The organism is Polaromonas sp. P1_H6 (assembly GCF_056405195.1).
The window spans coordinates 12484-34052 of sequence record NZ_JBFUCN010000037.1 but is presented as its reverse complement, the minus strand read 5'-3'; the positions used below and the strand labels follow the sequence as shown (position 1 = coordinate 34052).

Sequence of the window (21569 nt, the reverse complement as noted above, 5' to 3'; positions counted from 1 at the left end):
GAGTTTAGCCGGACCCCGCTTGGCTCGAGCACCGCAGGTTGCCCGTAGCGAAGCGTAGGGACCCAGACTGCGGGTCGCCTTTTCTTTGGTGACTTTCTTTTGGCGAAGCAAAAGAAAGTTACTTGCTGCCGGGCAACCCCCGGCCAGCAGATCTTAGAGGAGGGCGAGGCGCGCAAGCCGGCGCAAGACCCCGGCCAATCAAACCGGCCAAACCACCCCTTTGTCATTAAGAATCGCATCCAAAGGAATGTCATGGGGCTCGGGTTCCATATCCGGCAACCAGCCGTTCGTATACCCCAACCCCACAGTAAACGGCCTCGGCTGCAGCGTCGCCAGCGTCCGGTCATAAAACCCCCCGCCATAACCCAGCCGGTAACCCCCCGGCCCATACCCCACGCAGGGCACAAACAGCAGGGTCGGGACAATCACCTCGGTGTCCTTGGGTTTGGGGATGCCGTAAGCATCTTCTTCCATCGGGCAGCCGGGGTACCAGGCATGGAAGGTCAGGGTTTTGTGCAGCTTGTTGACCACCGGCAGGCCGATTTTGCGGGGCGAGCGGGCCGCGATACTTTCGGTGGCGAGCTGGGCGGTCTCCACCTCGGCCAGTGCCGGGTTTGACGAAGAATCCTGACTCAGGATCGCGTCTTCCTGCCATCGGTACAGCGCGGGAAGCGGGTCAAACTCCCCTTTGATGGGCCAATAGGCACCAATCACCTCATGGGTGGAACCGACCAGCCAGATGCGCATCACACGCTGCAGCAGGTCGGCGCGCTCCAGGCGGTCTGGCATGTTCAGTCGCGCTTCGACCAGCGCCTTGCGAGTACTTAATTTGTCCATAATGTCCCAGATGCTATACAAATTTCTTATCAACCCCCTGCGGGCGGCGGCACTGGCGCCTGTTTTGGGCGCACTGGCCTCTCTCGCGCTGCTGGCCCCGGCCGCGGCGCAGGCGCCCGCCAGCGCGGGCGACAACGTGATCATCGAGATGAACAAGGCCTTCAAGCGCGGCGACAGGGGCCGGCTGGCACAGTTGCTGCCGCAGGCCCGCGGCCATGCGCTGGAGCCCTGGGCTGCCTACTGGGAGCTCAAGTTGCGCCTGGGCGAGGCCGGCCCGCAGGAGGTGCAGGACTTCTTCAGCCGCTACGCCGGCACCTACCAGGAAGACCGCCTGCGCAACGACTGGCTGCTGCTGCTGGGCCAGCGCCGCGACTGGGCAGGTTTTGCCGCTGAATACCCCAACTACAGAATGAACGACGACAAGGAGGTGCGTTGCTACGCGCTGCTGGTTGAACACCTGAAAAATCCGGTGGCGGATGCGCGCCTGGCCGATGAGGTGAAGAAAAACTGGTATGCGCAGCGCGAGGCCGACGACGGCTGCAATTCGGCCGCCGAGCGGCTGGTAGGCACCAAAAACCTCAAGCCGCAGGACGCCTGGGTCAAGGCCCGGCTGGCCACCGAAGCCAACCGCCCGCGCTCGGCGGCAGCCGCCGTGCAGATCGTCGCCCCGGATGCCACGGGCATGGTCAACGACCTCAACGCCAGCCCCATCAAGTTCCTGGCCGGCAAGCACCTCGCCCTGAGCAAGTCGCGGCGCGAAATCATCACGCTGGCGCTGATCAAGATGGCGATCAGCGACATCGAGGGTGCGGCCTTCCAGCTGGAAAACAAATGGGGCATGCAGCTGAACACCGAAGAGCGGAACTGGGTCTGGGGCGTGATAGGCCGGCAGGCAGCCACGCGCCTGGGCGCCACCCCGGCCGGCGACGCGCTGCAGTACTTTGCCAACGTCACCAAGGACACCGACCTCAGCGACGACATGCTGGGCTGGAAAGTCCGGGCGGCATTGCGCGCGGGCACACAGCCCAACTGGACGCTGGTGCTGGCGGCCGTCAACGCCATGAGCGAGGACGCGCGCAAGGACCCGACCTGGAGCTATTGGAAGGCGCGCGCGCTGCTGGCCACCGCACCGCCGGATGCGGCGCCCAAGCCCGTCGTCGTGGCCACCACGCCCGGCGTGGCGCAGACCATCCCCACCGGCATCACGATTTCGCCGCAGCGCGCCGAGGCCCTGGCCATGTTGCAGTCCTTCGCATCGGTGCGTGGCTTTTATGAGCAGCTGGCGCTCGAGGAAATTGGCCAGAAGATCACCGTGCCGGCCAAGCCCGCGCAGCTGACGCCTGAAGAAAAAGAAACCGCGCGGCTCAATCCGGGCCTGAACCGCGCCGCCTACGCCATCGCCATCGGCCTGCGCCCCGAAGGCTCGCGCGAGTGGAACTACAGCACCAACCTGCACCAGCGCGGCGGCATGGGCGACCGCGATCTGCTGGCCGCCGCCCAGTTCGCCTGCGACCGCCAGATCTGGGACCGCTGCATCAACACCAGCGAGCGCACCAAGGGCGAGATCGATTTCGAGCAGCGCTTCCCGATGCCCTTCCGTGAAACGGTGACCAAGCGCGCCCAGTCCATCAGCCTGGACCCGGCTTACGTCTATGGCCTGATCCGCCAGGAAAGCCGCTTCATCATGGACGCGCGCTCCGGCGTGGGCGCCTCGGGCCTGATGCAGGTCATGCCCGCCACGGCGCGCTGGACCGCCAAAAAAATCGGCCTGGAAGGCTTCACACAAGAGCAGCTCAACGACCGCGACACCAACATCGCGATCGGCACGGCCTACCTCAAGTTCGCGCTGGACGACTTCAACGGCTCCATGCCCATGGCCGCGGCCGCCTACAACGCCGGGCCAGGCCGGCCGCGCACCTGGCGCAACGGGCCGGTGCTGGACGGGGCCATCTGGGCCGAGAGCATCCCCTTCAGTGAAACACGCGACTACGTGAAAAAAGTGCTGTCCAACACCACCAGCTACGCGGCCCTCCTGACGGGGCGGCCGCAATCGCTGAAAGCCAGGTTGAGCACTGTGGGGCCGCGCGATGCGGCGCAGCCCGAGCCTTACAAGGACTTGCCTTAAACCTCAGGCAGGATAGACCGCGCCGAGAACCCGGAGGCCGCGCGCGCCCGTCACGCTGGGCAGGTTGCCGGGCCGGCCCAGCACCAGCTGCCGCGCCAGCCACGCAAACGCCGCCGCCTCCACCTGCAGCGGCGGCAGGCCGTGCTGGTCGGAGGTGCTGACACGCAGCGAGGGCAAACCGGCCTGCAGGCGCGCCAGCAAGTGGCTGTTGAAAGCGCCGCCGCCGCAGACGATCAGCGACTCGCTGCCTTTGCCATAAGCATCGACGCCCAGGATGCAGGCCCTGGCGGTGAACTCGGTCAAGGTGTTCTGGATGTCCTCGGGCCGCTCGGCCGCAAACGGCTGGAGCTTGCCCGTCAGCCACTCCAGGCTGAACAGGTCGCGGCCCGTGCTTTTGGGAATCGGTTGCGAAAAATATGGTTCGGCCAGCAGGCTGTCCAGCAGCGCGGGCAGCAGCGTGCCGCTGGCCGCCCAGGCGCCGCCGGCGTCATAGGGCTGGCCGGTATGCTGCCGGCACCAGGCGTCCATCAGCGCATTGCCCGGCCCGCAGTCAAAGCCCAGTACCGGCGAGCTCGCCGCCTTCGGCAGCACGCTAAGATTGGAAATACCGCCCAGGTTGAGCACGCACACCGCGCTATCCTCACGGCCGAAGACGCCCTGGTGGAAAGCCGGCACCAGCGGCGCGCCCTGGCCGCCCGCCGCCACGTCGCGGCTACGGAAATCCGCGCCTACGGTAATGCCGGTGAGCTCGGCCAGCAGGGCCGGGTTGTTGAGCTGCAGCGTATAGCCCGCGCCGGCGGGCTCGTTTGATGTTCTTTGCGGCTGGTGCCGCACGGTCTGGCCGTGTGCGCCTATGGCCTTGATGTCCAGGGGCGAGATGTGTTGCTTCGCGGCCTGGGCCAGCAGCGCGGCGACGACCTTGGCATAGACCGCTGCGACCTGGTTGCCGGCCAGGGAGGCACGATGCAGTTCGTTGTGGGTAGGTGTGTTGAGCGCCAGCAGTTCGGCGTGGAAGGCATCGCTGAAAGCTTCGGTCGCGGCGGCAAGGACGCGCGGCTTGTCGCCCTCAAACACCACGAGCACCCCGTCGGCACCGTCGAGAGAGGTGCCTGACATCAGGCCAATGTAGTAATCAAGCATAAGGCTATTCTGCCGCAGTGCGTTCCCCTACCAGTAGGGGCCGCGGAACCGGCTTTGCCGGGCCGCAGGCGCAGCGGCCCCCTCGGGGGGAAGGAAGCTACACGAAGTGAGCGACCGTGGGGGCGATTTATTCAGCGCGAGTCTGGGTGATGGTGGCAGCAGCCAGCAACTGCGTCTTCACGCCAGCCGCACGCTCCCTGAACAGCGGCATGGACGCCGCGGCGACGGGAATGGTCTCGCTTTGCTTGGCGATCATCATCGGGTCCTGGTGCACGCCGTTGACACGGAATTCGAAATGCAGGTGCGGGCCGGTGGCCCAGCCGGTGCTGCCGACGAGACCAATGGTCTGGCCCTGGCTCACGTTTTGGCCTTTTTGCACCATGAGTTTGCTCAGGTGGGCATAGACGGTCTCGTGGCCGTTGCGGTGCCGGACGAAAACCACATTGCCGTAGCCGTTCTGCACGCCGGAGAACTCGACCACGCCGTCGCCCACGGTGCGCGCGGGTGTGCCGGTGGGTGACGCGAAGTCGGTGCCCAGGTGGGCGCGCCACTTTTGCAGGATGGGGTGAAAGCGCATCGAAAAGCCGCTGCTGATGCGCGAGAACTCGACCGGCGAGCTCAGGTAGGCGCGGCGCAGGCTCTGGCCGTCGAGGGTGTAGTAGCCGCCCTTGTTGGCGGCGCCGGCGGCGTCCAGGCCCGGGGGCTGGAACCACATGGCCTGGTAGGCCTTGCCGGCATTGACGAATTCGGCCGACAGCACGCGGCCGGTGCGCAGCGGCTCGCCGTCGGCTTCCAGGGATTCATAGACCACGTTGAAGCGGTCGCCCTTGCGCAGCGCGCGGCGGAAATCGATGTCGCTGGAGAAGATTTCGGCGATTTGCACGGCCACGCCGTCGGGGATGCGGGCATCGTCGGTGGCGGCGAACAGCGAGGTCTGGATGCTGCCGCTTGAGAGGCGCGCGGTGGCGACGTAAGGCGCGGTTTCAATGCGCGACGTGAAGCCGGCGGCGCCGCGCTCGACGACCAGGCGCTTGAACATGGTTTCATCGTCGGTGGGCCAGCGCATGCTGAGTTTGAGCAGTTGCTGGCTGTCGCTGGCTTCGGCGGTCACGTTCTTGCCGGCGCGGCCCATGAGCAGGGTGCGTGCATTGGCGTCGCTGCGCAAAAAGGCGGCGGCGGCGCTGTCGTCGATGTTCAGGCGCTTGAGCAGGGAATCGGCGGTGTCGCTGCTGCGCGTGCTTTCGGTTCGGAACAGCTTGAAGCGGAAATCGATCAGCGAATCGGTCTGGGCCTGGGTCGGCAGGGATTCCACCGCTTCAAGCACCTGGCGTACCGGCAGGTCGGCGGCGTCGGGCGCCATGGGCGCCACACCGAAGGCGGTGACGCCTGTGCCCAGCAGCAGCACAGCGAGGCTGGCGGCAAGCCGTTTGGGGTGGCGGCGAAGGCTGTGGGCGACGGGAAGCAGTATCTGGGAAGGGGTTGGCAGTTTCAAGACAAAATTCCCAACAAAAATGCATCGAGCGCTGCGGAGCGCCGGACTGCTGTATAAAACATGGAGAGCTTTGATGGCCAGCCCTGGTTGAGGGGTGGGGCCTGAGCCATCCAGACGATGTGGTTCCTGATCAGCAATTTGCAGGCCAACTAAAATGGCCCGCTGGATGCAGGAGAGCCGCCAGTATATCTGTCGGACAATCCCCCGACATGTGAAAAACCCTTATGAATCAAGCGCTTGTTACAAAATTCCCCGTCACCGACCGTGTAAAGATGGCCCTCCAGACCACCCTGCGCGGCTGTGAAGAACTCATTCCGGAAAACGATTGGATACAAAAACTGGCCAAATCCGAGGCCACCGGCGTCCCGCTGCGCATCAAGCTGGGCCTGGACCCGACCGCGCCTGACATTCATGTCGGCCACACCGTGGTGCTGAACAAAATGCGTCAGCTCCAGGATCTGGGCCATACAGTCATTTTTCTTATAGGCGACTTCACCAGCCTGATCGGTGACCCCTCGGGCCGCAACAGCACGCGCCCGCCGCTCACGCCCGAACAAATCAAAGTCAACGCCGAAACCTACCGCGCGCAGGCCGACAAGATCCTCGACCCCTCCAGGACCGAGCTGCGCTACAACAGCGAATGGAGTGAGCCGCTGGGCGCCACCGGCATGATCCAGCTGGCCTCGCGCTACACCGTGGCCCGCATGATGGAGCGCAACGACTTCAACGACCGCTTCAAGGCCGGCACGCCCATCAGCGTGCACGAGTTCTTGTACCCGCTGATGCAGGGCTACGACTCGGTGGCTCTCAAGAGCGACCTCGAGCTCGGCGGCACCGACCAGAAGTTCAACCTCTTGATGGGCCGCCACCTGCAGCAAGAGTATGGGCAGGAGCCGCAGTGCATCCTGACCATGCCGCTGCTTGAAGGCCTGGACGGCATCGACAAGATGTCCAAGAGCAAGAACAACTACATCGGCATCAGCGAGGACGCCAACACCATGTTCGCCAAGGTGCTGTCGATCTCCGACGTGCTGATGTGGAAGTGGTACACGCTGCTGTCCTTCAAGAGCGAAGCCGACATCGCGGCCCTGAAAGCCGAGGTGGCAGGCGGGCGCAATCCCAAGGACGCCAAGGTGGCGCTGGCCAAGGAGATCACCGCGCGCTTTCACTCGGCCGCCGCGGCGGACGCCGCCGAGCAGGACTTCATCAACCGCAGCAAGGGCGGCGTGCCCGATGAGATACCCGAGGTGTCGCTGACGGGTGCGCCCATGGGCATAGGCGCGCTGCTCAAGGCCGCGGGCCTGGCGCCTTCGGGCAGCGAAGCCACGCGCCTGATCGACGGCGGCGGCGTGCGGGTGGATTCCAGCGTGGTGAGCGACAAGGCGCTCAAGCTGGCGGCCGGCACCTATGTGTTGCAGGTCGGCAAGCGCAAGTTCGCGCGTGTGACGCTGGGCTGAGCCTGCGCCGCCCCGTCGCCTGGCTGATTAATTAACGGACCTCGATGGTGACGCGCCGGTTGCGCGGCTCGTCGACTTCGTCGGCCGTCGGCACCGCGAGATCGCGCTCACCCCGGCCGGCCGCTTCGATGCGCTCAGCCGGGAACTGACGTTCAGCCAGCATCTGCCGCACCTGCCGCGCGCGCTCAGCCGACAGGGCGTCGTTGCTGGCGCCCGAGCCCACGGTGTCGGTATGGCCGGTGATCACCATGTCGCCGCCGCTGCGGGCCAGCGCCGCGGCCAGCACTTCTTCAAGGACCTTCTGCGACTCGGTCGTGAGCACCGTGCCGCCCGCGTCGAAATACAGCGTGTAGCGCTGCGACCGGGGCGGCGCCATCTCGAACAAGGAGCGATGCTCGGCCTGCACTTTGGCCGGGTCGGCCTGGTCCAGCCGGGGCGCACCGCCGGCCCCCGATGCCGCGGTGGCGCGGTGGTAGGGTTGGCTCAAGGTGGTTTCGGCGCCGGGGCCGGCCTTGGCGCGCACCACCACGGCGGACGGCGCGCCGCCCTCTTGCGGCAACAGCATCACGCGCGTGCCGGGCGTGGAACAGGCCGCCAGCAGCAGGGCCAGCGAAAGGGAAAGCAAACGGCCGCTCACGGCTGCGCGTCCGCTTGCACAATGAAGTCGGTTCCGCGCACGCCGACGAAGGCGAACTGCGTTTCGATGCGCACCGCTTCCGGGTGCGACTTGCCGAGCAGGCCGGTGATCATGCGCAGCGAGCCCTTGAGCAGCGAGGCCAGCAAGCTGCCGTCATGGGTGGTCGCGTCAAAGCTGAAGGCCTTGAGTTCCATGTGCGAGGACGGCCCGACCACCAGCGTGGTGCCGTCGCGTAGCACCAGGCTGGCGGCGGAATCGGGGCCGGTCGTGATGCGCCCGCCGGGCAGCAAGGCATCGCCGGCCTGTGCTGGACGTACCGCGGTGCCGGCGGCTTCCTGCAGTTGCACATTGCCCTTCAGCGTTTTAAGGAAGCCTGCCTGTCGGGTGAGAACTTCAACAGGGGTGGGAACCGGGGCCGCGGCGGTGCCGAGGGCTTCGGGGACGGAGGGTGGCGTGGGCGTTGTTGCCGACGGGGCCTGCGCATGCGCGCCGGCCACAGCCAGCGCCAGCGCGGTGGCTGCGATCAGATGCGGAAAGGTCATTGTTGTACTCCCGCAGCCATTGTCGCATTGGCGACGGGAGTCCCCGCTGCGGCCGCGGCTCAGGGTGCGGGCGAGGCAAGCGGCTTGCCTTTTTCCACGACGTAGACGCCCACCAGCTTGATGGGCACGGCCGCGTTGTTGTGGGCGTCGTGCACCACGCCGGCCGGAATGACAAAGGACTCGCCGGCCTTGACCTGGCGCGGCGGCTGGCCGTCGATCAGCAAGGTGGCCTCGCCTTCGAGCACGTAGCTGATCTCATCGCCGGGATGCGTGTGGCGGCCGGCCTTGGCGCCGGGGGCCACGTCGACACGGGCCACCACGGCCTCACGTCCGGGCACCGACACATCGGCTTTACCGACCAGGGTGCGCGTAAGGCCCGAGGCCTGCGCGAACAAGGCGCCGGCCGAGACGGCCAGCACGGTGCCCAGCACCAGGGCCACACTGCGTTTCTGGATTTTCATGGGTGATTCCTCAGGAGTTGTTCAAGCTTGGATTGGGTCGCGCGCAGGGCCTGCGGCGCGCATCCATCCTAGCGGCCGTGTCCGGCGCCGGCCTTGGGAACAACCCTTGGCGCGCGCGCCGCCGCGGCCCGTCGTTCACAATAGCGCCATGAGCTCGACCGCCCTCCAGGCCCTGACGCCGCAGCGCATGCTGCTTGCCTCCGTGGCCGTCGCGGTGCTCACCATTGCCCTGAAGACCGCGGCCTGGTACATCACCGGCTCGGTGGGGCTGCTGTCGGACGCGATGGAGTCCTTCGTCAACCTGGCCAGCGCGCTGTTCGGCCTGGCCATGGTGACCATCGCGCAGCGGCCCGCCGACACCGACCACCCTTACGGCCACCACAAGGCCGAGTATTTTTCATCCGGCTTTGAAGGCGCGCTGATCATAGGCGCGGCCGCGGCCATCATCTGGGCCGCGACCCATCGCATCCTGAACCCGCAGCCGCTGGAGAAAATGGGCTGGGGCCTGGCGCTGGCGGTGGGCAGCTCGGCCCTCAACGGCCTGCTGGCCTGGGTGATGTTTCGCGCGGCCAAAGCGCACCGCTCGATCGCACTCGAGGCCGACGCCAGGCACCTGGTGACCGACGTATGGACCTCGGCGGGCGTGGTCGTGGGCATAGGCGCCGTGATGCTGACGGGCTGGCTGTGGCTGGACGCCGTGGTCGCGATAGGCGTGGCCGTCAACATCCTGTGGGAAGGCTGCCAGCTGGTATGGCGCTCGTCGCAGGGCCTGATGGACGAGGCCGTGGAACCCGAGGTGATGGCCGAGATCCAGAAGGCGCTGGACGGCTTTGCCCATCCCACCATCCGTTTTGACCACCTCAGCACGCGCCGTGCCGGCCAGCGGCGCTTTGTCGACATGCACATGCACATGCCGGCCAACTGGTCACTGGGGCGAGCCGCCGCCGTGCGGGCCAGCGTCGAGCAGGCATTGATGAGCGCCGTGCCTGGCCTGCGTGCCACCATCCAGTTGTTGCCCAGCGATGTGGAGGCGCATTTTGACGATGAGGCCGACCTGATCTGAATTCTTCTTTTCTCTCTTCTCTCTTCTCTTTCCGATAATTTCCCGGTTCCTTTTTTCCCAGGAGTTCTTCATGAAACCCATAGTGAGACTTGCCCAGGCGATTGCCTGTGCATTGCTGCCCCTCGCCGCCCAGGCCGCCGAGATCGCCATCCTCAGCGCCGGCGCCATCGAGCCCGGCCTGAAAGCCGCGGCGGCCGCGTTTGAAAAACAGACCGGCCACAGCGTGAAGATCAACTTCAACACCGCGCCCGAACTGAAAAAGCGCATGGAGTCCAACCCGGCATTTGACGTGGTGATCGCGCCGCCCGCTGTGATCGGCGAATTCGCGGCGGCCAGCAAGCTGGCCGAGACACGCGCCAATGTCGGCCGCGTCGGCATGGGCGTGGCCGTGCGCGACGGCGCGCCGATGCCCGACATTGCCAATGCCGATGCGCTCAAGCGCTCCGTGTTGGCGGCGGACTCACTGGTCTTTAACCGCGCGTCCACCGGCCTGTACCTCGAAGGCCTGCTCAAAAAGATGGAGGTCTATGCCCAGGTCGAGGGCAAGACCACGCGCTATCCCGACGGCGCCGCCGTGATGGAGCATGTCATCAAGGGCAAGGGCCACGAGATCGGCTTCGGCGCCATCACCGAAATCCTGCTCTACCAGGGCAAGGGCTTGAAGTTCGCCGGCCCGGTGCCGGCCGAAGTGCAGAACTACACCTCTTACACCGCCGCGCCGCTGGCCTCGGGCAAACAGCAGGAACTGTCCCAGCAGTTCGTGAGCTTTCTGTCAGGGCCGGTAGGCAAGCTGCTGTTCGTTGCCGCCGGCGTGACCGACTGATGAAAGCGCTGCTTCAGCGCGTGGCCGAGGCCCGCGTGGTGATTGCCGGCGAGACCGTCGGCCAGATCGGCCCCGGGCTGCTGGTGCTGGTCTGCGCCGAACGCGGCGATGCCGAGGCGCAGGCCGACAAGCTGCTCGCCAAGATCCTCAAATTGCGTATCTTTTCCGACGGAGCCGGCAAGATGAACCTCAGCGTGCAGGACGTCAAGGGCGGCCTGCTCGTCGTGAGCCAGTTCACACTGGCCGCCGATGCCTCGGGCGGCAACCGGCCGAGCTTCACCGGCGCGGCCGCGCCCGAGGACGGCCGCCGGCTCTACGACTATTTTGTGGCACAGGCGCGGGCGCAACATCCGCAGGTGGAAACCGGGCAGTTTGCCGCCGACATGCAAGTGCACCTGGTCAATGACGGGCCGGTAACGATTCCGCTGTGGATTGACCCGCCAGCGTAAAAAAATAGGCTGAGGTATAAACCGGCAGATGAACAGGCGGCAGGCGATTTTCCGCAGCCGGCCCAACACCGCCAATTCTTTAGGTCGCTCATGATCCGTTTTGTTGTCGCCACGCGCTCCAGTTTTGACAATTTCTTCACCGGTACCGCACTGGGCCGGTCGCTGGCCCTTTACTACCCGTTGGGCGGCGTGCAGGTGCGGGTGTTTGAAAACAATACTGCCGGCCTGTCTTCCGTTTATAACCAGGCCATCGAGGAAGCACGCACGCAGCCTGCGTTGCTGGTCTTCTGCCACGACGACTTGCACCTCTGCGATTTTTTCTGGGGCGACCATTTGCGCGAAGGGCTCGCGAAATACGACGTCATCGGCCTGGCCGGTAATTTGCGCCGCGTACCGCGCCAGCCGGGATGGGCCTTTGTGGACGAAAAATTCACCTGGGACGCGCGCGAAAACCTGAGCGGTGTAGTGGCCCACGGCAGCGGGTTTCCGTCCTCCAACCTGAGCGTTTTTGGTCCGTCGGGCGTGCCGGTCAAGCTGCTGGACGGCCTGCTGCTGGCCTGCCACAGCCAGCTGATGATCGAAAAAGGCCTGCGCTTTGACGAGCGCTTTGACTTCCACTTCTACGACCTTGATTTTTGCCGCGAGGCCGAACGGCTGGGACTCAGCATGGGCACCTGGCCGATTTCCGTGGTGCATGAAAGCGGCGGCGGCTTCGGCGGCCCATCCTGGAGCGCCGGTTATGCGGCCTACCTGGACAAGTGGAAGTCCTGAAGGCCGCGCAGCTTCATCTTTAAACCACCGCCACCCACTGGTTGGCCGACGCCCGGCCGGTAAGGTATTCTTTCAGCCTCCTCATCCACCAATTCCGCAGATCACCCATGATTCGTTTCGTCGTCGCCACACGCGCAAAATTTGATGATTTTTTAACCGGAACAGCGCTGGGCCGGTCTGTGGCTCTGTACCCGTCCGAGGGGATGGAAGTGCGGCTGTTTGAAGAGAACACGGCCGGACTGCCGTCGGTTTACAACCAGGCTATCGAGGAGGCGCGGGCGCGGCCCGCATTGCTGGTCTTTTGCCATGACGACCTGCACCTCTGCGATTTTTTCTGGGCAGACCATTTGCGGGAGGCAGTCAGAAAATTCGACATCGTGGGCCTGGCCGGCAATCGGCGCCGCGTCCCGCGCCAGGCGGGTTGGGTGTTCCTGGATGACAAATTCACCTTCGACAGCCCTGAACACCTGAGCGGCGTGGTGGGCCACGGGCGTGGTTTTTCTCCCTCCTCCGTGAACTTCTTTGGCCCATCGGGCCAACCCGTCAAATTAATGGACGGCCTGCTGATGGCTTGCAACAGCCAGTTGCTGATAGATAAAAATCTGCGCTTTGACGAGCGCTTTGACTTCCATTTTTACGACCTAGATTTTTGCCGTCAGGCGGAGGTCCTGGGACTCAGCATGGGCACTTGGCCCATTTCCGTGGTTCATGAAAGTCACGGAAACTTCCATGGCGCCGCCTGGCGTGCCGGCTATGCTGCCTACCTGGAGAAATGGCAATCTTGAGAGTGCGAGAGATCGCGCGCTGATCCGTAGCCCGGCCGGTAGGTCCTGCAGCTTCAGCGATAGGGATTTTTAAATCCCAGCCCCGCCAGGATGCGGATCTCTTCCGCCTCCATGGCTTCGGCGTCTTCCTCGCCGGTTTCATGGTCCCAGCCCTGCGCATGCAGCGTACCGTGCACCAGCAAATGCGCGTAGTGGGCCTGCAGCGTCTTTTTGTTCTCTTTCGCCTCTTTAGCCACCACCGGCGCGCACAGCACCAGGTCTGCGGTGACCACCGGTTCCTGCGTGTAGTCGAAGGTCAGCACATTGGTAGCGTAGTCGCGCTGGCGGTAGTCGCGGTTCAGCGCCTGGCCTTCCTCGGCATCCACGATGCGCACGGTGATCTCGCCGTCCTGCGCGAGCGCGTGGCGTATCCAGCGGGCCACGCCGTGGCGCGGCAGGGCCGCACGATGGCGCGCAGCGTTCTTCAGGTCGCCGAACTGCAGCGACAGGCTCAATTGCTTAAGAGCCATTGCGGCTCCTTGCGCCGGCACGGCGGGCCGGCGCGGGTTCGGCGGCGCCGTCCTCCGCGGCAACGGCCACGCCCGGGGATTTGTCATACGCATCGACAATGCGCGCCACCAGCGGATGCCGCACCACGTCGGCGCTGGTCAGGCGGGTGATGGCGATGCCCTTGACGCGCTTGAGCACGCGTTCGGCATCCACCAGGCCGCTGAGCTGCGTGCGCGGCAGGTCCACCTGGCTCACGTCGCCCGTGACCACGGCTTTGCTGCCGAAGCCGATGCGCGTCAGGAACATCTTCATCTGCTCGGGCGTGGTGTTTTGCGCCTCGTCGAGAATGACGAACGCGTGGTTCAGCGTGCGGCCGCGCATGAAGGCCAGCGGCGCGATCTCGATCTGCTGGCGCTCAAAAGCCTTCTGCACGCGTTCAAAGCCCATCAACTCATGCAGCGCGTCGTAAAGCGGGCGCAGGTAGGGGTCCACCTTCTGGCTCAGGTCGCCCGGCAAAAATCCGAGGCGCTCGCCGGCTTCGACCGCAGGGCGCGTCAGCACGATGCGCTGCACGGTGCTGCGCTCCAGCGCATCGACCGCGCAGGCCACGGCCAGGTAGGTCTTGCCGGTGCCGGCCGGGCCGATGCCGAAGGTGATGTCGTGCGTGGCGATGTTTTCCAGGTAGGTACCCTGGTTGGTGGTGCGGGCGCGCAGGTCGGCGCGCCGAGTCGTCAGCGCGATGCCGCCGTCGGGCGCGGTGCTCAGGGCTGTGTCGCCGGCCAGCATCAGCTGCACGGTTTCGGGTTCTATGGGCCGCTGGGCGATTTCGTACAGAGCCTGCAGCACTTCCAGCGCCAGCGTCGCCTTCACCTTGGTGCCGTCGATCTTGAACTGCTCGAAGCGGTGCGCGATCGTGACGTCCAGCGCCGCCTCTATGGTGCGGATGTGGCTGTCCATGGGACCGCACAGGTGGCCCATGCGGGTGTTGTTGGGCGGCGTGAAGGTGTGGCGAAGAATCAAGGGCGGGCTTTCCGGGAGGGTTGCACCAGGCGTGGCCGGCTGGATACAGGCAGATGGGTGATTGTCTCTCCAATATCAAGGCCGCGGGGCCCGCCGTTTTGCCCCCTTCCGAGGCGGGCGGTGCTCGTTACGGAACCCACCAATAGCGCAGCGCGTGGAAGTAAATGGGCGCGGCGAACACCACCGAGTCCAGCCTGTCCAGCATGCCGCCGTGGCCTTCTATCATGGTGCCCCAGTCCTTCACGCCGCGGTCGCGTTTGATGGCCGACATCACCAGGCCGCCGAAAAATCCCATCATGCAGACGGTGAGCGCCATCAGCGCCGCCTGCCAGGGGTTAAAGGGCGTCGCCCAGTAAAGCGCCGCGCCCAGCGCGGTGGCGCTGGCCACGCCCCCGACCAGGCCTTCCCAGGTTTTGGAAGGTGACAATTCGGGCGCCACCTTGCGCTTGCCGAAAAGTTTGCCCCAGACATACTGCAGCACATCGCTGCCCTGCACCACGATCACCAGGAAGGCGATCAGGAGCAGGTTGCGTCCCTCAAAGCCGGGGATTTGCAGCGTGAGCAGCGCCGGCACGTGGCTGATGCAGAACACGCAGATCATCAGGCCCCATTGCACTTTGGAGGTGCGCTCCAGAAAGCGCTTGGTGTCGCCGCCCACCGCCGCGAGTATGGGCAGCACCAGGAAGGCATAGACCGGGATGAAGATGGAATACAGCCCGTACCAGTCGATCCAGATCAGGAAATACTGCACCGGCAGCGCGATGAAGAACGCCACCGCGATCGCAACGTGGTCGCCGCGCCGCGTGTAGGCCAGGCTCATGAATTCGCGCAGCGCGTAAAAGGAGATCAGGTAGAACAGCACGATCACGCCGCTCCTGCCGCAGGCAAAGGACAGGCCGATGACGCCTATCATCACCCACCAGGCATTGACGCGGGAGTTAAGGTTGTCGATCACCGAATGCGGCTCGCCGCGCGCGATGCGCCACTTGAGCAGTGCGCCTATGCTGGAGGCCAGCAGCAGCACGCCGAAGACACCGCCGAAAAGCATCAGCGTGGTTTGGGTGGAGGGGGAAAGGTTCATGGCGTCGTGTCCTCCGCCCGGTCGTATTCCGGCCGCAGGTCCAGCATGGCGGCGCGCGCACGCGCGATGAAGGTGTTTTTGTCTTCGCCCTCGGCCAGCGCCATGGGTATGCCGTAGCGCACGCTGCAGGCCAGGGGAATGGGCACCAGCGTGCCCTTGGGCAGCACGCGCTTGAGGTTCTCTATCCAGACCGGCACCAGCCGCACCTGCGGGCAAGCCCGCGCCAGGTGGTAGAGCCCGCTTTTAAGCGGCAGCAACACCTCGTCGCCGGTGTTGCGCGTGCCTTCGGGAAACATGATGAGCGAATCCCCGGCGAGCAGCGCCTCGGTCATCTGCCCGACCGGGTCGGAGCCGGCCTGGCCGCCGGCACCGTCGCGCCGGATCATCAGCGCATTGAACACGTCATTGCCGATAAAGCGCCGCAGTGCCGAAGTTTCCCAGTAATCCTGGCCCGCCACCGGCCGCGTGATGGCGCGCAGGTCCGCCGGCAGCGTGGCCCACAGCAGCACGAAATCGCCATGGCTGGTGTGGTTGGCGAAATAAAGCGTCTGCTCCGCCTTGGGCGTCGTGCCTGCCCAGATGGCGCGCACGCCGGTCAGCAACCGCGCTGCCAGCACGATCAGCCAGGCTGATGCGGCGGCCGCCAGGCCTAAACCGCTTTGAGGGGATCTACTCATGAAAACAATTCCTTTTGGGGGGTGATGCGCGTTCAGCGCAGGTCCTGGGTCAGCAGCGCCAGCAGGAACAGCCCACTCTGGCAGGCCACGGCAACGCCATGGCGCTGCAACAGCTGGCGCGCGCCCGCCACGCGGTCTTCGAGCGCGCGCGGCTGGCCGCTGGCCGGGCGCAGGCCCAGGCGCTGCAATGCGCTGTCCAGGTCGCCCAGTGACGCGATGGCGCCGCCGGCCAGGTCCTTGAACAGGCCGGCATCGAAATACAGCCGGAAGGCGAGGTAGCGCTCCAGCACGCCGACCAGCGCCACCGCAGCAAAACCCATCGTGGACAGCATGGGCAATGAGCGCCCGGTGAGGGCCAGGACGGCGATTGCCACCACACTCAGGGCCAGTCCCCACGCGGCCACTATGCGGGCGGCCTGCAGCAGCCTGGCCGTGGCGGAACACAGTGCGCGATCCATGTCGTTCATGCTGCCGTCCGGCGGGTGGCATGGTCCAGCGCCTGCTGCCACGCCGCGCCCAGCACGATTTGCGGCCGCGCCTGGCGCACCAGCCCTTCGGCCTGCACCAGGCTGCCGGCCGCGCCGTGCAGGCGCAGCCAGGTGATGGCCACAGCGGCACTGCGCGAAAAACCAAGGGCGCAACACACCCATACCGCCTTGCCGGCGCGGCGCTGGCCTTCTATCGCGCCGGCCGCGCGCTGCAAGTCCAGCGGCGCCGGCACGGCCAGGTCCAGCAGAGGTACGCAGCGCGCGCCTTCGACGGCCGGCAATTGCAACTCCGCGCTGAGGCTGACCAGGCGGGGCCGCCCCGCAGCCTCCCATTCGGCAAGCGTCGGGATGCGCCCAAGCCGCAGGCCCGGCGCGACCTCGACCGATGCCGGCAGGCGGCGCGTCCACAGCCGCGCGTTGACTGCGGCGCCCAGCCGGTACGGCGCCAGCAACCAGCGTGCGGCCCAGCGCATGCGCCCGCGCCCGTCCATCTGGAAGCCGCGCGCGCCCAAGCCCGCATAGTTCAATGCCACCAGCGCCAGCGATGCAGCCGGCCAGGCCAGCCAAAGCCCCAGGCCGCCCAAGGCGAACGCCGCGGCAAGAAAAGCAATCGCCCCCAGGGCGTAGAGCCCAGCCAGCTTCCAGCGCCGCGCGTCGCGCGCCAGGCGCCAGCCCCGCGGCAGCGACACCACCCGCTCAAGCGGCCACAGCCACACGCAGACCAGCCCCAGCAGCGCGCCGGTCGGAATGTCGATGAAGTGGTGCTGCCAGGTCGTGAGCACCGACGCGCAGATCGCGAAGGCCCACAGGTGCAACACGGTGCGCGCCCAGGCAGCGGTGACGAAACGGCGGTACCAGTCCCACAGGATCACCGCCAGCGCGATGTGCAGCGACGGGGCCTGGTTAAAGGGCTGGTCGAAACTGCGCAAGGCATTGAACAGAAAGGCCGGTGCGCCGCTGACCTCCGGCTGGCCGAAACTGAAGCGCAGCGGCCACAACACAAAACAGGCCACCGCCAGGCAGGTCGCGGTCAACAGCCGCGCGCCGTGCCGGTCCAATGTGTGGCGGTCACGCGCCAGGAACAGCGACAGGGCATAAAAGACGTTGATGGTCCAGTAGGGAAAGATGGTCCACGGCCAGAACGGCAGCGAGCGCTCCCAGTCGAAGGCAAGCGTCGGCACCGCCGCGCGCGAGGCGGCCCACCAGTTGGCGAAACCGTAGGCCGCGTAAAACAGCGGCCCCAGCAGCGCCAGCCAGGCGGCCGCGCGCTTCCAGGGACGTTGCGCGAACCGGCGTGTCATGCGCCGACGCGGACCGCGAGGGAAACCGTGAAAATGCCCCATTCGTCGATGCGCTGCGCGATCTTGCGAAAGCCCGCCTCTTCCACCAACTGGTCCATTTCGGCCTGGGTGCGGCGGCGCATGACCCAGGCTTCGCCCTGGCGGTGGCTGGTGAGCGCCCGCGCGATCATCTCCAACTGCGGATGCCAGGGCTGGCCTGTGTAAACCAGGTAGCCGCCTTCTTCCACCGCGTCGCCGACACCGGCGAGCGAGCGGCGCACCATCGCGTTGTCGGGAAACAGCTCGTAAAGCCCCGATACCACGGCCACCGTGGGCCGCGGCACGACGCCCGCCAGGCTGGTGCGGTCGAAGGCGTCGGCCTGCACGAATTGCGCAACGCCGGCGAGCCCTTTTTCGGCGATCAGCGCGCTGCCGTCGCGCACGTTGATGTCGCTGTAGTCGCGCAGCAGGATGGAGGCCGGCTTCACCGGGCTGGACAGCGCGGCGTCAAGCACGTAGCGGCCGTGGCCTGCGGCGATGTCCATCAGCCGCACGTCGCGGTGCTGCGCGGCCAGGCGCTCCATGGCCTCGCGCAGCAGTTCCTCGACATGGATCTTGCGCTGGCGTATGCCGCGCCAGCCTATCGAATTGAGGTAGGTCTTGTCGATGTTCCGGCCCAGAGGGCCCGCGCCTTCGGGCTTGTTGCGGTAAACATAGTCCAGCGTGCTGCCGGAATCAAAACCCGTGTCATGGCCCAGCTTGACGCCGCGCGAAAGCAGGCCCCCCAGGCGCAGGCTGCCGCGGGTCAGGGCCCAGTAGGCGCCACGCGGCGACAGGGGTGACAGCGGCTCGGCCAGCGCGCGTGATTCATCGGCCGTTTCGCCGCGCAGGTGGGCCTCGCGCAGGTCGACGGGCGGCGTGGGGGCGTCAAAGCGCTCCAGGATGAAGCTGCGTATGCCCAGCACCGCCGGCGCGCGGTCCCTCTCGCCCAGCGTGTCGTGAAAAAACCCGGGCAGCTCGGTCTTGGTTTTCACGGCGCTGCCCAGGCGCTCGAAGAAGCGGTGCTGGGGTTTGTGGTGCACCACCCAGTCGGCGCCGGAGATAAGCAACTGCACCGGCTGGGTGATGGCATTGGCGTCCGCCACGATGCGGTCGGCCGCCGTGTACAGGTCCAGCAGGATGTTGACCGCGATGGGGCGCGAGATCAGCGGGTCGCTTTCGTAGCTCGCGATGCGCGCGGGGTCGTGCGTGAGGAACTTCGCCTTGACATAGCTGTTGACGAAAAACAGGCCGCGCAGCTTGTGCATCAATGCCAGCCCGGCGCGCGCGAAAGGCACGTAGAGCTTGACCTTGAAAGCCGGTGAGGCCAGCGTCAGGCCGCGAACCCTGGGCGCATAGTCGTGCGCCCAGGTCGCGATCAGTACCGCTCCCACGCTTTGCGCGATGACATGGATGTCGCGCTCCGGCACGCCGTGCGCGCTGCCGATGTGGTCGACAAAGGTCTGCACGTCGCGCACCGAGGTCGCGAAGCTGGGGCTGTAGCCGCGCTGGCCCGGTGAGCGGCCGTGGCCGCGCGCATCCCAGGCGAAAAAGTCGAACTCCGGAAGGTTGAGCTCATCCACCAGGTGTGCCATGCGCGCGCCATGTTCGTGGCCGCGATGGAACAGCACGACGGCGCCGCGCCTCGGGCCTTGCGTGGCGGGCCAGTGCCGGTAAAACAGGGACTGCCCGTCATGCGTGCTGAAGTGGTGTTCGTCGGGGGTGCGGGAAGTGCTCATTCAATCCTTGGGGTTGTTGTTGGCATGGGTCGCAAGAGTTTTTGCCTCAGCCACGGCCAGGCGTGTCCGGTTGGCAATGGTCCAGGCGATGAGGGCGGCAAGCAGCGGCATCAGCCAGGCGGTCCATGCCGGCAGGGGCCAACCCGATGCGACATAAAGCGCCAGCGCGCCGAACACAAAAGCCCGGTCGCTTTTTCCGAGCGGGCCGTCGTAGCGGCGCGATGCGCCTATGGTGGGCCCGAGCGCGCCCGCGAATTCGCTGAGGCCGGCCAGCACGATCACAGTGCCAAGCCAGAAGGGGCTGAAAGGCGCCACCAGGGCAAAGGGGAGGTAAAGCGCGGCATCCGACACAACGTCGGTCAGTTCGTTGAGAAAGGCGCCCAGGGGGCTTTGCTGGCCGTGCTCGCGCGCCAGCATGCCGTCGATGGCATTGAAGCCCATGCGCACGAGCATCCACAGGGCAATCAGGCCGAAAGCAAGCGGTGAAGGCTGCGCGAAGAAAAGCCAGAGCCCCAGGGTCGTTGAAATCACGCAAGCGGCCAGCGTGACCTGGTTGGCGGTCACGCCCAGGGCGTGCAGCCACCTCACCAGGGGCCTGAGCAGGGCCTGAAAACGCGGCTTCAATCGATAGATCGACATTTCTTTTGACTCCCCCTCTTTCGCCGGATTCTATAGATGACTGCGTTTTCACGGGAACTCTGGAATTCCGGCCGGATCCGCAAGCCTCCCGGCGCTTCCCTGGCGGTGGATCGTCGTCTGGTGTGGAAACAGGCGCGACTGATAAGATTTGCCCATGATTGGAAGACTCTCCGGCCAACTGGCCGAAAAAAATCCCCCGGAAATCCTGGTGGACTGTAACGGCGTCGGCTACGAGGTGCTGGTGCCCATGAGCACCTTCTACAACCTGCCCGGCCTGGGCGAAAAAGTCAGCCTGCTGACGCATTTTGTGGTGCGCGAAGACGCGCAAATCCTCTACGGCTTCGGCAGCGCCACCGAGCGCGCCGCCTTCCGCCAACTGATCAAGATTTCCGGCGTCGGCCCGCGCACCGCGCTCAGCGTGCTAAGCGGCATGAGTGTCGAAGAGCTCTCGCAAGCAGTGACCCAGCAGGAGGCCGGCCGCATCATCAAGGTGCCCGGCATCGGCAAAAAAACCGCCGAGCGCCTGCTGCTCGAATTGAAGGGCAAGCTGGGCGCCGACATCGGCGTGCAGGTCAGCGTGGCCAACGACGCCCAGTCCGACATCCTGCAGGCGCTGGTGGCGCTGGGCTATAGCGACCGCGACGCCGCGCTGGCGCTCAAGGCCCTGCCAAAGGACATAGGCGTGAGCGACGGCATCAAGCTGGCGCTGAAGGCATTGGCGAAATGAAGAGCTTTTTGCCTCTTCTTGGTCCAGTATTGTTGACGGCGAGTTTGTTTTTTCCGGGAGCCGGGGCCTTTGCCCAATTGCCTGATGGAGTCCTTCTTCGTGAAATTGCGCCCTGCCAGGTTCTTCTTGGTGGATTCACTTCCCCGCCTGAGGCGGAGCACGAACAACCTTGCCAACAGCCTGCGATCAATGAATTGTTAATTCGAAAATTTAGCGACCAAACCTACGGCGTGTCCTTGAATTACACGGACTATTCGCGGTCTTGGGCGCGGCTCTTGGAGTGTGGCTTTACTGGCATGGGAGTCCAGAAAGGCTCGGCGATCGTTGTATCCCCGATTGAAGAAGAAAGCGCAAAAGCCAGCCAGGGAAAAGTATGTCAAATACTGGTCAAGGCAACGGCGCCACTTGACACCCGAAATGCGGCGTATACGCTGGAAATTGGTCCCGATTGCAGTACGGTTTGCAGCCATCCCGAGGATATCAATTCAGTTTCGATAGAGTCGCGCAAAGGAAAGCCGTTCTCGCCATCCTTCGATTGCCGAAAAGCATCTACGCTCGTTGAAAAATCCATATGCCTGGATTGGAACTTGTCGGAGCTTGATTTCAAGGTGGCTGAACTTTGGTATGAGAAATATGGGGCGGGAGAAGACATTCCAGGCGAGGCCAGGTCGACCCATGCTAAATGGCTGTTGAGCAGAAACCAATGCAGGTCCAATGTCTCCTGCATTCGAGAGAAGTATCAGCAAAGAGTTAAAGCCTTGTGCAATGCGTTGAGTCGAAAAGTTGACAAGAGGGGCTCTTGCTAAAT

23 protein-coding genes are annotated in these 21569 nt (G+C 65.2%); 9 read left to right on the top strand and 14 right to left on the bottom strand.

Annotation, left to right across the window (positions count from 1 at the left end; all coding sequences use genetic code 11):
• Window positions 1-198: 198 nt before the first annotated feature.
• Entirely contained in the window at window positions 199-837 is a 639-nt protein-coding gene (locus AC1D1F_RS22825; protein ID WP_477654989.1) for a 5-formyltetrahydrofolate cyclo-ligase, read from the bottom strand.
• Window position 838: 1 nt separating this feature from the next.
• Between AC1D1F_RS22825 and AC1D1F_RS22820 the strand changes: the two genes are divergently transcribed.
• Window positions 839-2962: a lytic transglycosylase domain-containing protein gene (locus tag AC1D1F_RS22820; RefSeq protein ID WP_477696933.1), complete on the top strand. Its 2124-nt coding sequence runs from the start codon at window positions 839-841 to the stop codon at window positions 2960-2962.
• Window positions 2963-2965: 3 nt separating this feature from the next.
• Here AC1D1F_RS22820 and AC1D1F_RS22815 read toward each other — a convergent pair whose 3' ends face one another.
• A complete protein-coding gene (locus AC1D1F_RS22815; protein WP_477696932.1) occupies window positions 2966-4102 on the bottom strand; it encodes an anhydro-N-acetylmuramic acid kinase in 1137 nt (378 codons plus the stop codon).
• A gap of 127 nt (window positions 4103-4229) precedes the next feature.
• Entirely contained in the window at window positions 4230-5594 is a 1365-nt protein-coding gene (locus AC1D1F_RS22810; RefSeq protein WP_477696931.1) for a M23 family metallopeptidase, read from the bottom strand.
• 224 nt (window positions 5595-5818) lie between these two features.
• Here AC1D1F_RS22810 and tyrS point away from each other — a divergent pair, with 224 nt between their 5' ends.
• Window positions 5819-7051 (top strand): tyrosine--tRNA ligase, encoded by a 1233-nt coding sequence (gene tyrS / locus AC1D1F_RS22805; RefSeq protein WP_477677800.1) that lies wholly within the window; start codon window positions 5819-5821, stop codon window positions 7049-7051.
• A gap of 31 nt (window positions 7052-7082) precedes the next feature.
• On the opposite strand, the gene AC1D1F_RS22800 is transcribed toward tyrS, so the two are convergent.
• Genes AC1D1F_RS22800 through AC1D1F_RS22790 form a run of 3 tightly spaced genes read right to left on the bottom strand, consistent with a single transcriptional unit; the run spans window position 7083 to window position 8691 of the window.
• Entirely contained in the window at window positions 7083-7688 is a 606-nt protein-coding gene (locus AC1D1F_RS22800; protein WP_477677799.1) for an OmpA family protein, read from the bottom strand.
• Entirely contained in the window at window positions 7685-8230 is a 546-nt protein-coding gene (locus tag AC1D1F_RS22795; protein ID WP_477677798.1) for a FecR family protein, read from the bottom strand. Before AC1D1F_RS22795 ends, AC1D1F_RS22800 begins: the two co-directional genes overlap by 4 nt.
• A gap of 59 nt (window positions 8231-8289) precedes the next feature.
• Entirely contained in the window at window positions 8290-8691 is a 402-nt protein-coding gene (locus tag AC1D1F_RS22790; protein ID WP_477654982.1) for a cupin domain-containing protein, read from the bottom strand.
• Between the two features lie 148 nt (window positions 8692-8839).
• Here AC1D1F_RS22790 and AC1D1F_RS22785 point away from each other — a divergent pair, with 148 nt between their 5' ends.
• The 5 genes from AC1D1F_RS22785 (at window position 8840) to AC1D1F_RS22765 (ending at window position 12582) form a co-directional block, all read left to right on the top strand.
• Window positions 8840-9754: a cation diffusion facilitator family transporter gene (locus AC1D1F_RS22785; RefSeq protein WP_477677797.1), complete on the top strand. Its 915-nt coding sequence runs from the start codon at window positions 8840-8842 to the stop codon at window positions 9752-9754.
• A gap of 70 nt (window positions 9755-9824) precedes the next feature.
• Window positions 9825-10577, top strand: coding sequence for a substrate-binding domain-containing protein (locus AC1D1F_RS22780; RefSeq protein ID WP_477677796.1), 753 nt, complete (start codon window positions 9825-9827; stop codon window positions 10575-10577).
• Window positions 10577-11026 (top strand): D-aminoacyl-tRNA deacylase, encoded by a 450-nt coding sequence (dtd, locus tag AC1D1F_RS22775; RefSeq protein WP_477700848.1) that lies wholly within the window; start codon window positions 10577-10579, stop codon window positions 11024-11026. The genes AC1D1F_RS22780 and dtd overlap by 1 nt, the downstream gene beginning before the upstream one ends.
• Window positions 11027-11116: 90 nt before the next feature.
• Window positions 11117-11797 (top strand): hypothetical protein, encoded by a 681-nt coding sequence (locus AC1D1F_RS22770; RefSeq protein WP_477696929.1) that lies wholly within the window; start codon window positions 11117-11119, stop codon window positions 11795-11797.
• Between the two features lie 107 nt (window positions 11798-11904).
• Window positions 11905-12582, top strand: a complete 678-nt coding sequence (locus AC1D1F_RS22765) for a glycosyltransferase (RefSeq protein ID WP_477678803.1) — start codon at window positions 11905-11907, stop codon at window positions 12580-12582.
• A gap of 53 nt (window positions 12583-12635) precedes the next feature.
• On the opposite strand, the gene ybeY is transcribed toward AC1D1F_RS22765, so the two are convergent.
• The 8 genes from ybeY to AC1D1F_RS22725 form a co-directional block, all read right to left on the bottom strand.
• A complete protein-coding gene (ybeY, locus tag AC1D1F_RS22760; RefSeq protein WP_477678804.1) occupies window positions 12636-13091 on the bottom strand; it encodes an rRNA maturation RNase YbeY in 456 nt (151 codons plus the stop codon).
• Window positions 13081-14091 (bottom strand): PhoH family protein, encoded by a 1011-nt coding sequence (locus AC1D1F_RS22755; protein ID WP_477678805.1) that lies wholly within the window; start codon window positions 14089-14091, stop codon window positions 13081-13083. Before AC1D1F_RS22755 ends, ybeY begins: the two co-directional genes overlap by 11 nt.
• 127 nt (window positions 14092-14218) lie before the next feature.
• Window positions 14219-15172 carry a phosphatidate cytidylyltransferase gene (locus tag AC1D1F_RS22750; RefSeq protein WP_477682855.1) on the bottom strand — a complete coding sequence of 318 codons (954 nt, stop codon included), beginning with the start codon at window positions 15170-15172 and terminating at the stop codon, window positions 14219-14221.
• Window positions 15169-15849 (bottom strand): lysophospholipid acyltransferase family protein, encoded by a 681-nt coding sequence (locus AC1D1F_RS22745; RefSeq protein WP_477682856.1) that lies wholly within the window; start codon window positions 15847-15849, stop codon window positions 15169-15171. Before AC1D1F_RS22745 ends, AC1D1F_RS22750 begins: the two co-directional genes overlap by 4 nt.
• Window positions 15850-15881: 32 nt before the next feature.
• On the bottom strand, window positions 15882-16316 hold the full coding sequence (locus AC1D1F_RS22740; protein WP_477678808.1) for a hypothetical protein: 435 nt from the start codon (window positions 16314-16316) through the stop codon (window positions 15882-15884).
• Window positions 16313-17638, bottom strand: coding sequence for a phosphatase PAP2/dual specificity phosphatase family protein (locus AC1D1F_RS22735; protein WP_477696928.1), 1326 nt, complete (start codon window positions 17636-17638; stop codon window positions 16313-16315). The genes AC1D1F_RS22740 and AC1D1F_RS22735 overlap by 4 nt, the downstream gene beginning before the upstream one ends.
• A complete protein-coding gene (locus tag AC1D1F_RS22730; RefSeq protein ID WP_477678810.1) occupies window positions 17635-19395 on the bottom strand; it encodes a bifunctional alpha/beta hydrolase/class I SAM-dependent methyltransferase in 1761 nt (586 codons plus the stop codon). Before AC1D1F_RS22730 ends, AC1D1F_RS22735 begins: the two co-directional genes overlap by 4 nt.
• Window positions 19396-20034 (bottom strand): CDP-alcohol phosphatidyltransferase family protein, encoded by a 639-nt coding sequence (locus AC1D1F_RS22725; protein ID WP_477678811.1) that lies wholly within the window; start codon window positions 20032-20034, stop codon window positions 19396-19398.
• Between the two features lie 154 nt (window positions 20035-20188).
• On the opposite strand from AC1D1F_RS22725, the gene ruvA reads away from it, so the two are divergent.
• Both ruvA and AC1D1F_RS22715 read left to right on the top strand, forming a co-directional pair.
• Window positions 20189-20761 (top strand): Holliday junction branch migration protein RuvA, encoded by a 573-nt coding sequence (gene ruvA, locus AC1D1F_RS22720; protein WP_007867616.1) that lies wholly within the window; start codon window positions 20189-20191, stop codon window positions 20759-20761.
• Window positions 20758-21567: a lysozyme inhibitor LprI family protein gene (locus tag AC1D1F_RS22715; protein WP_477696927.1), complete on the top strand. Its 810-nt coding sequence runs from the start codon at window positions 20758-20760 to the stop codon at window positions 21565-21567. Before ruvA ends, AC1D1F_RS22715 begins: the two co-directional genes overlap by 4 nt.
• Window positions 21568-21569: the final 2 nt, after the last annotated feature.

What these genes read in the sequence shown, in the direction of transcription:
- AC1D1F_RS22765 (WP_477678803.1), top strand. Translation starts at nt 11,905, where the DNA reads ATGATTCGTTTCGTCGTCGCCACACGCGCAAAATTTGATGATTTTTTA.
- AC1D1F_RS22715 (WP_477696927.1), top strand. Translation starts at nt 20,758, where the DNA reads ATGAAGAGCTTTTTGCCTCTTCTTGGTCCAGTATTGTTGACGGCGAGT.
- AC1D1F_RS22735 (WP_477696928.1), bottom strand. Translation starts at nt 17,638, where the DNA reads ATGACACGCCGGTTCGCGCAACGTCCCTGGAAGCGCGCGGCCGCCTGG.
- tyrS (WP_477677800.1), top strand. Translation starts at nt 5,819, where the DNA reads ATGAATCAAGCGCTTGTTACAAAATTCCCCGTCACCGACCGTGTAAAG.
- ybeY (WP_477678804.1), bottom strand. Translation starts at nt 13,091, where the DNA reads ATGGCTCTTAAGCAATTGAGCCTGTCGCTGCAGTTCGGCGACCTGAAG.
- AC1D1F_RS22825 (WP_477654989.1), bottom strand. Translation starts at nt 837, where the DNA reads ATGGACAAATTAAGTACTCGCAAGGCGCTGGTCGAAGCGCGACTGAAC.
- AC1D1F_RS22815 (WP_477696932.1), bottom strand. Translation starts at nt 4,102, where the DNA reads ATGCTTGATTACTACATTGGCCTGATGTCAGGCACCTCTCTCGACGGT.
- AC1D1F_RS22750 (WP_477682855.1), bottom strand. Translation starts at nt 15,172, where the DNA reads ATGAACCTTTCCCCCTCCACCCAAACCACGCTGATGCTTTTCGGCGGT.
- dtd (WP_477700848.1), top strand. Translation starts at nt 10,577, where the DNA reads ATGAAAGCGCTGCTTCAGCGCGTGGCCGAGGCCCGCGTGGTGATTGCC.
- AC1D1F_RS22785 (WP_477677797.1), top strand. Translation starts at nt 8,840, where the DNA reads ATGAGCTCGACCGCCCTCCAGGCCCTGACGCCGCAGCGCATGCTGCTT.
- AC1D1F_RS22745 (WP_477682856.1), bottom strand. Translation starts at nt 15,849, where the DNA reads ATGAGTAGATCCCCTCAAAGCGGTTTAGGCCTGGCGGCCGCCGCATCA.
- AC1D1F_RS22795 (WP_477677798.1), bottom strand. Translation starts at nt 8,230, where the DNA reads ATGACCTTTCCGCATCTGATCGCAGCCACCGCGCTGGCGCTGGCTGTG.
- AC1D1F_RS22770 (WP_477696929.1), top strand. Translation starts at nt 11,117, where the DNA reads ATGATCCGTTTTGTTGTCGCCACGCGCTCCAGTTTTGACAATTTCTTC.
- AC1D1F_RS22790 (WP_477654982.1), bottom strand. Translation starts at nt 8,691, where the DNA reads ATGAAAATCCAGAAACGCAGTGTGGCCCTGGTGCTGGGCACCGTGCTG.
- AC1D1F_RS22725 (WP_477678811.1), bottom strand. Translation starts at nt 20,034, where the DNA reads ATGTCGATCTATCGATTGAAGCCGCGTTTTCAGGCCCTGCTCAGGCCC.
- ruvA (WP_007867616.1), top strand. Translation starts at nt 20,189, where the DNA reads ATGATTGGAAGACTCTCCGGCCAACTGGCCGAAAAAAATCCCCCGGAA.
- AC1D1F_RS22740 (WP_477678808.1), bottom strand. Translation starts at nt 16,316, where the DNA reads ATGAACGACATGGATCGCGCACTGTGTTCCGCCACGGCCAGGCTGCTG.
- AC1D1F_RS22820 (WP_477696933.1), top strand. Translation starts at nt 839, where the DNA reads ATGTCCCAGATGCTATACAAATTTCTTATCAACCCCCTGCGGGCGGCG.
- AC1D1F_RS22730 (WP_477678810.1), bottom strand. Translation starts at nt 19,395, where the DNA reads ATGAGCACTTCCCGCACCCCCGACGAACACCACTTCAGCACGCATGAC.
- AC1D1F_RS22780 (WP_477677796.1), top strand. Translation starts at nt 9,825, where the DNA reads ATGAAACCCATAGTGAGACTTGCCCAGGCGATTGCCTGTGCATTGCTG.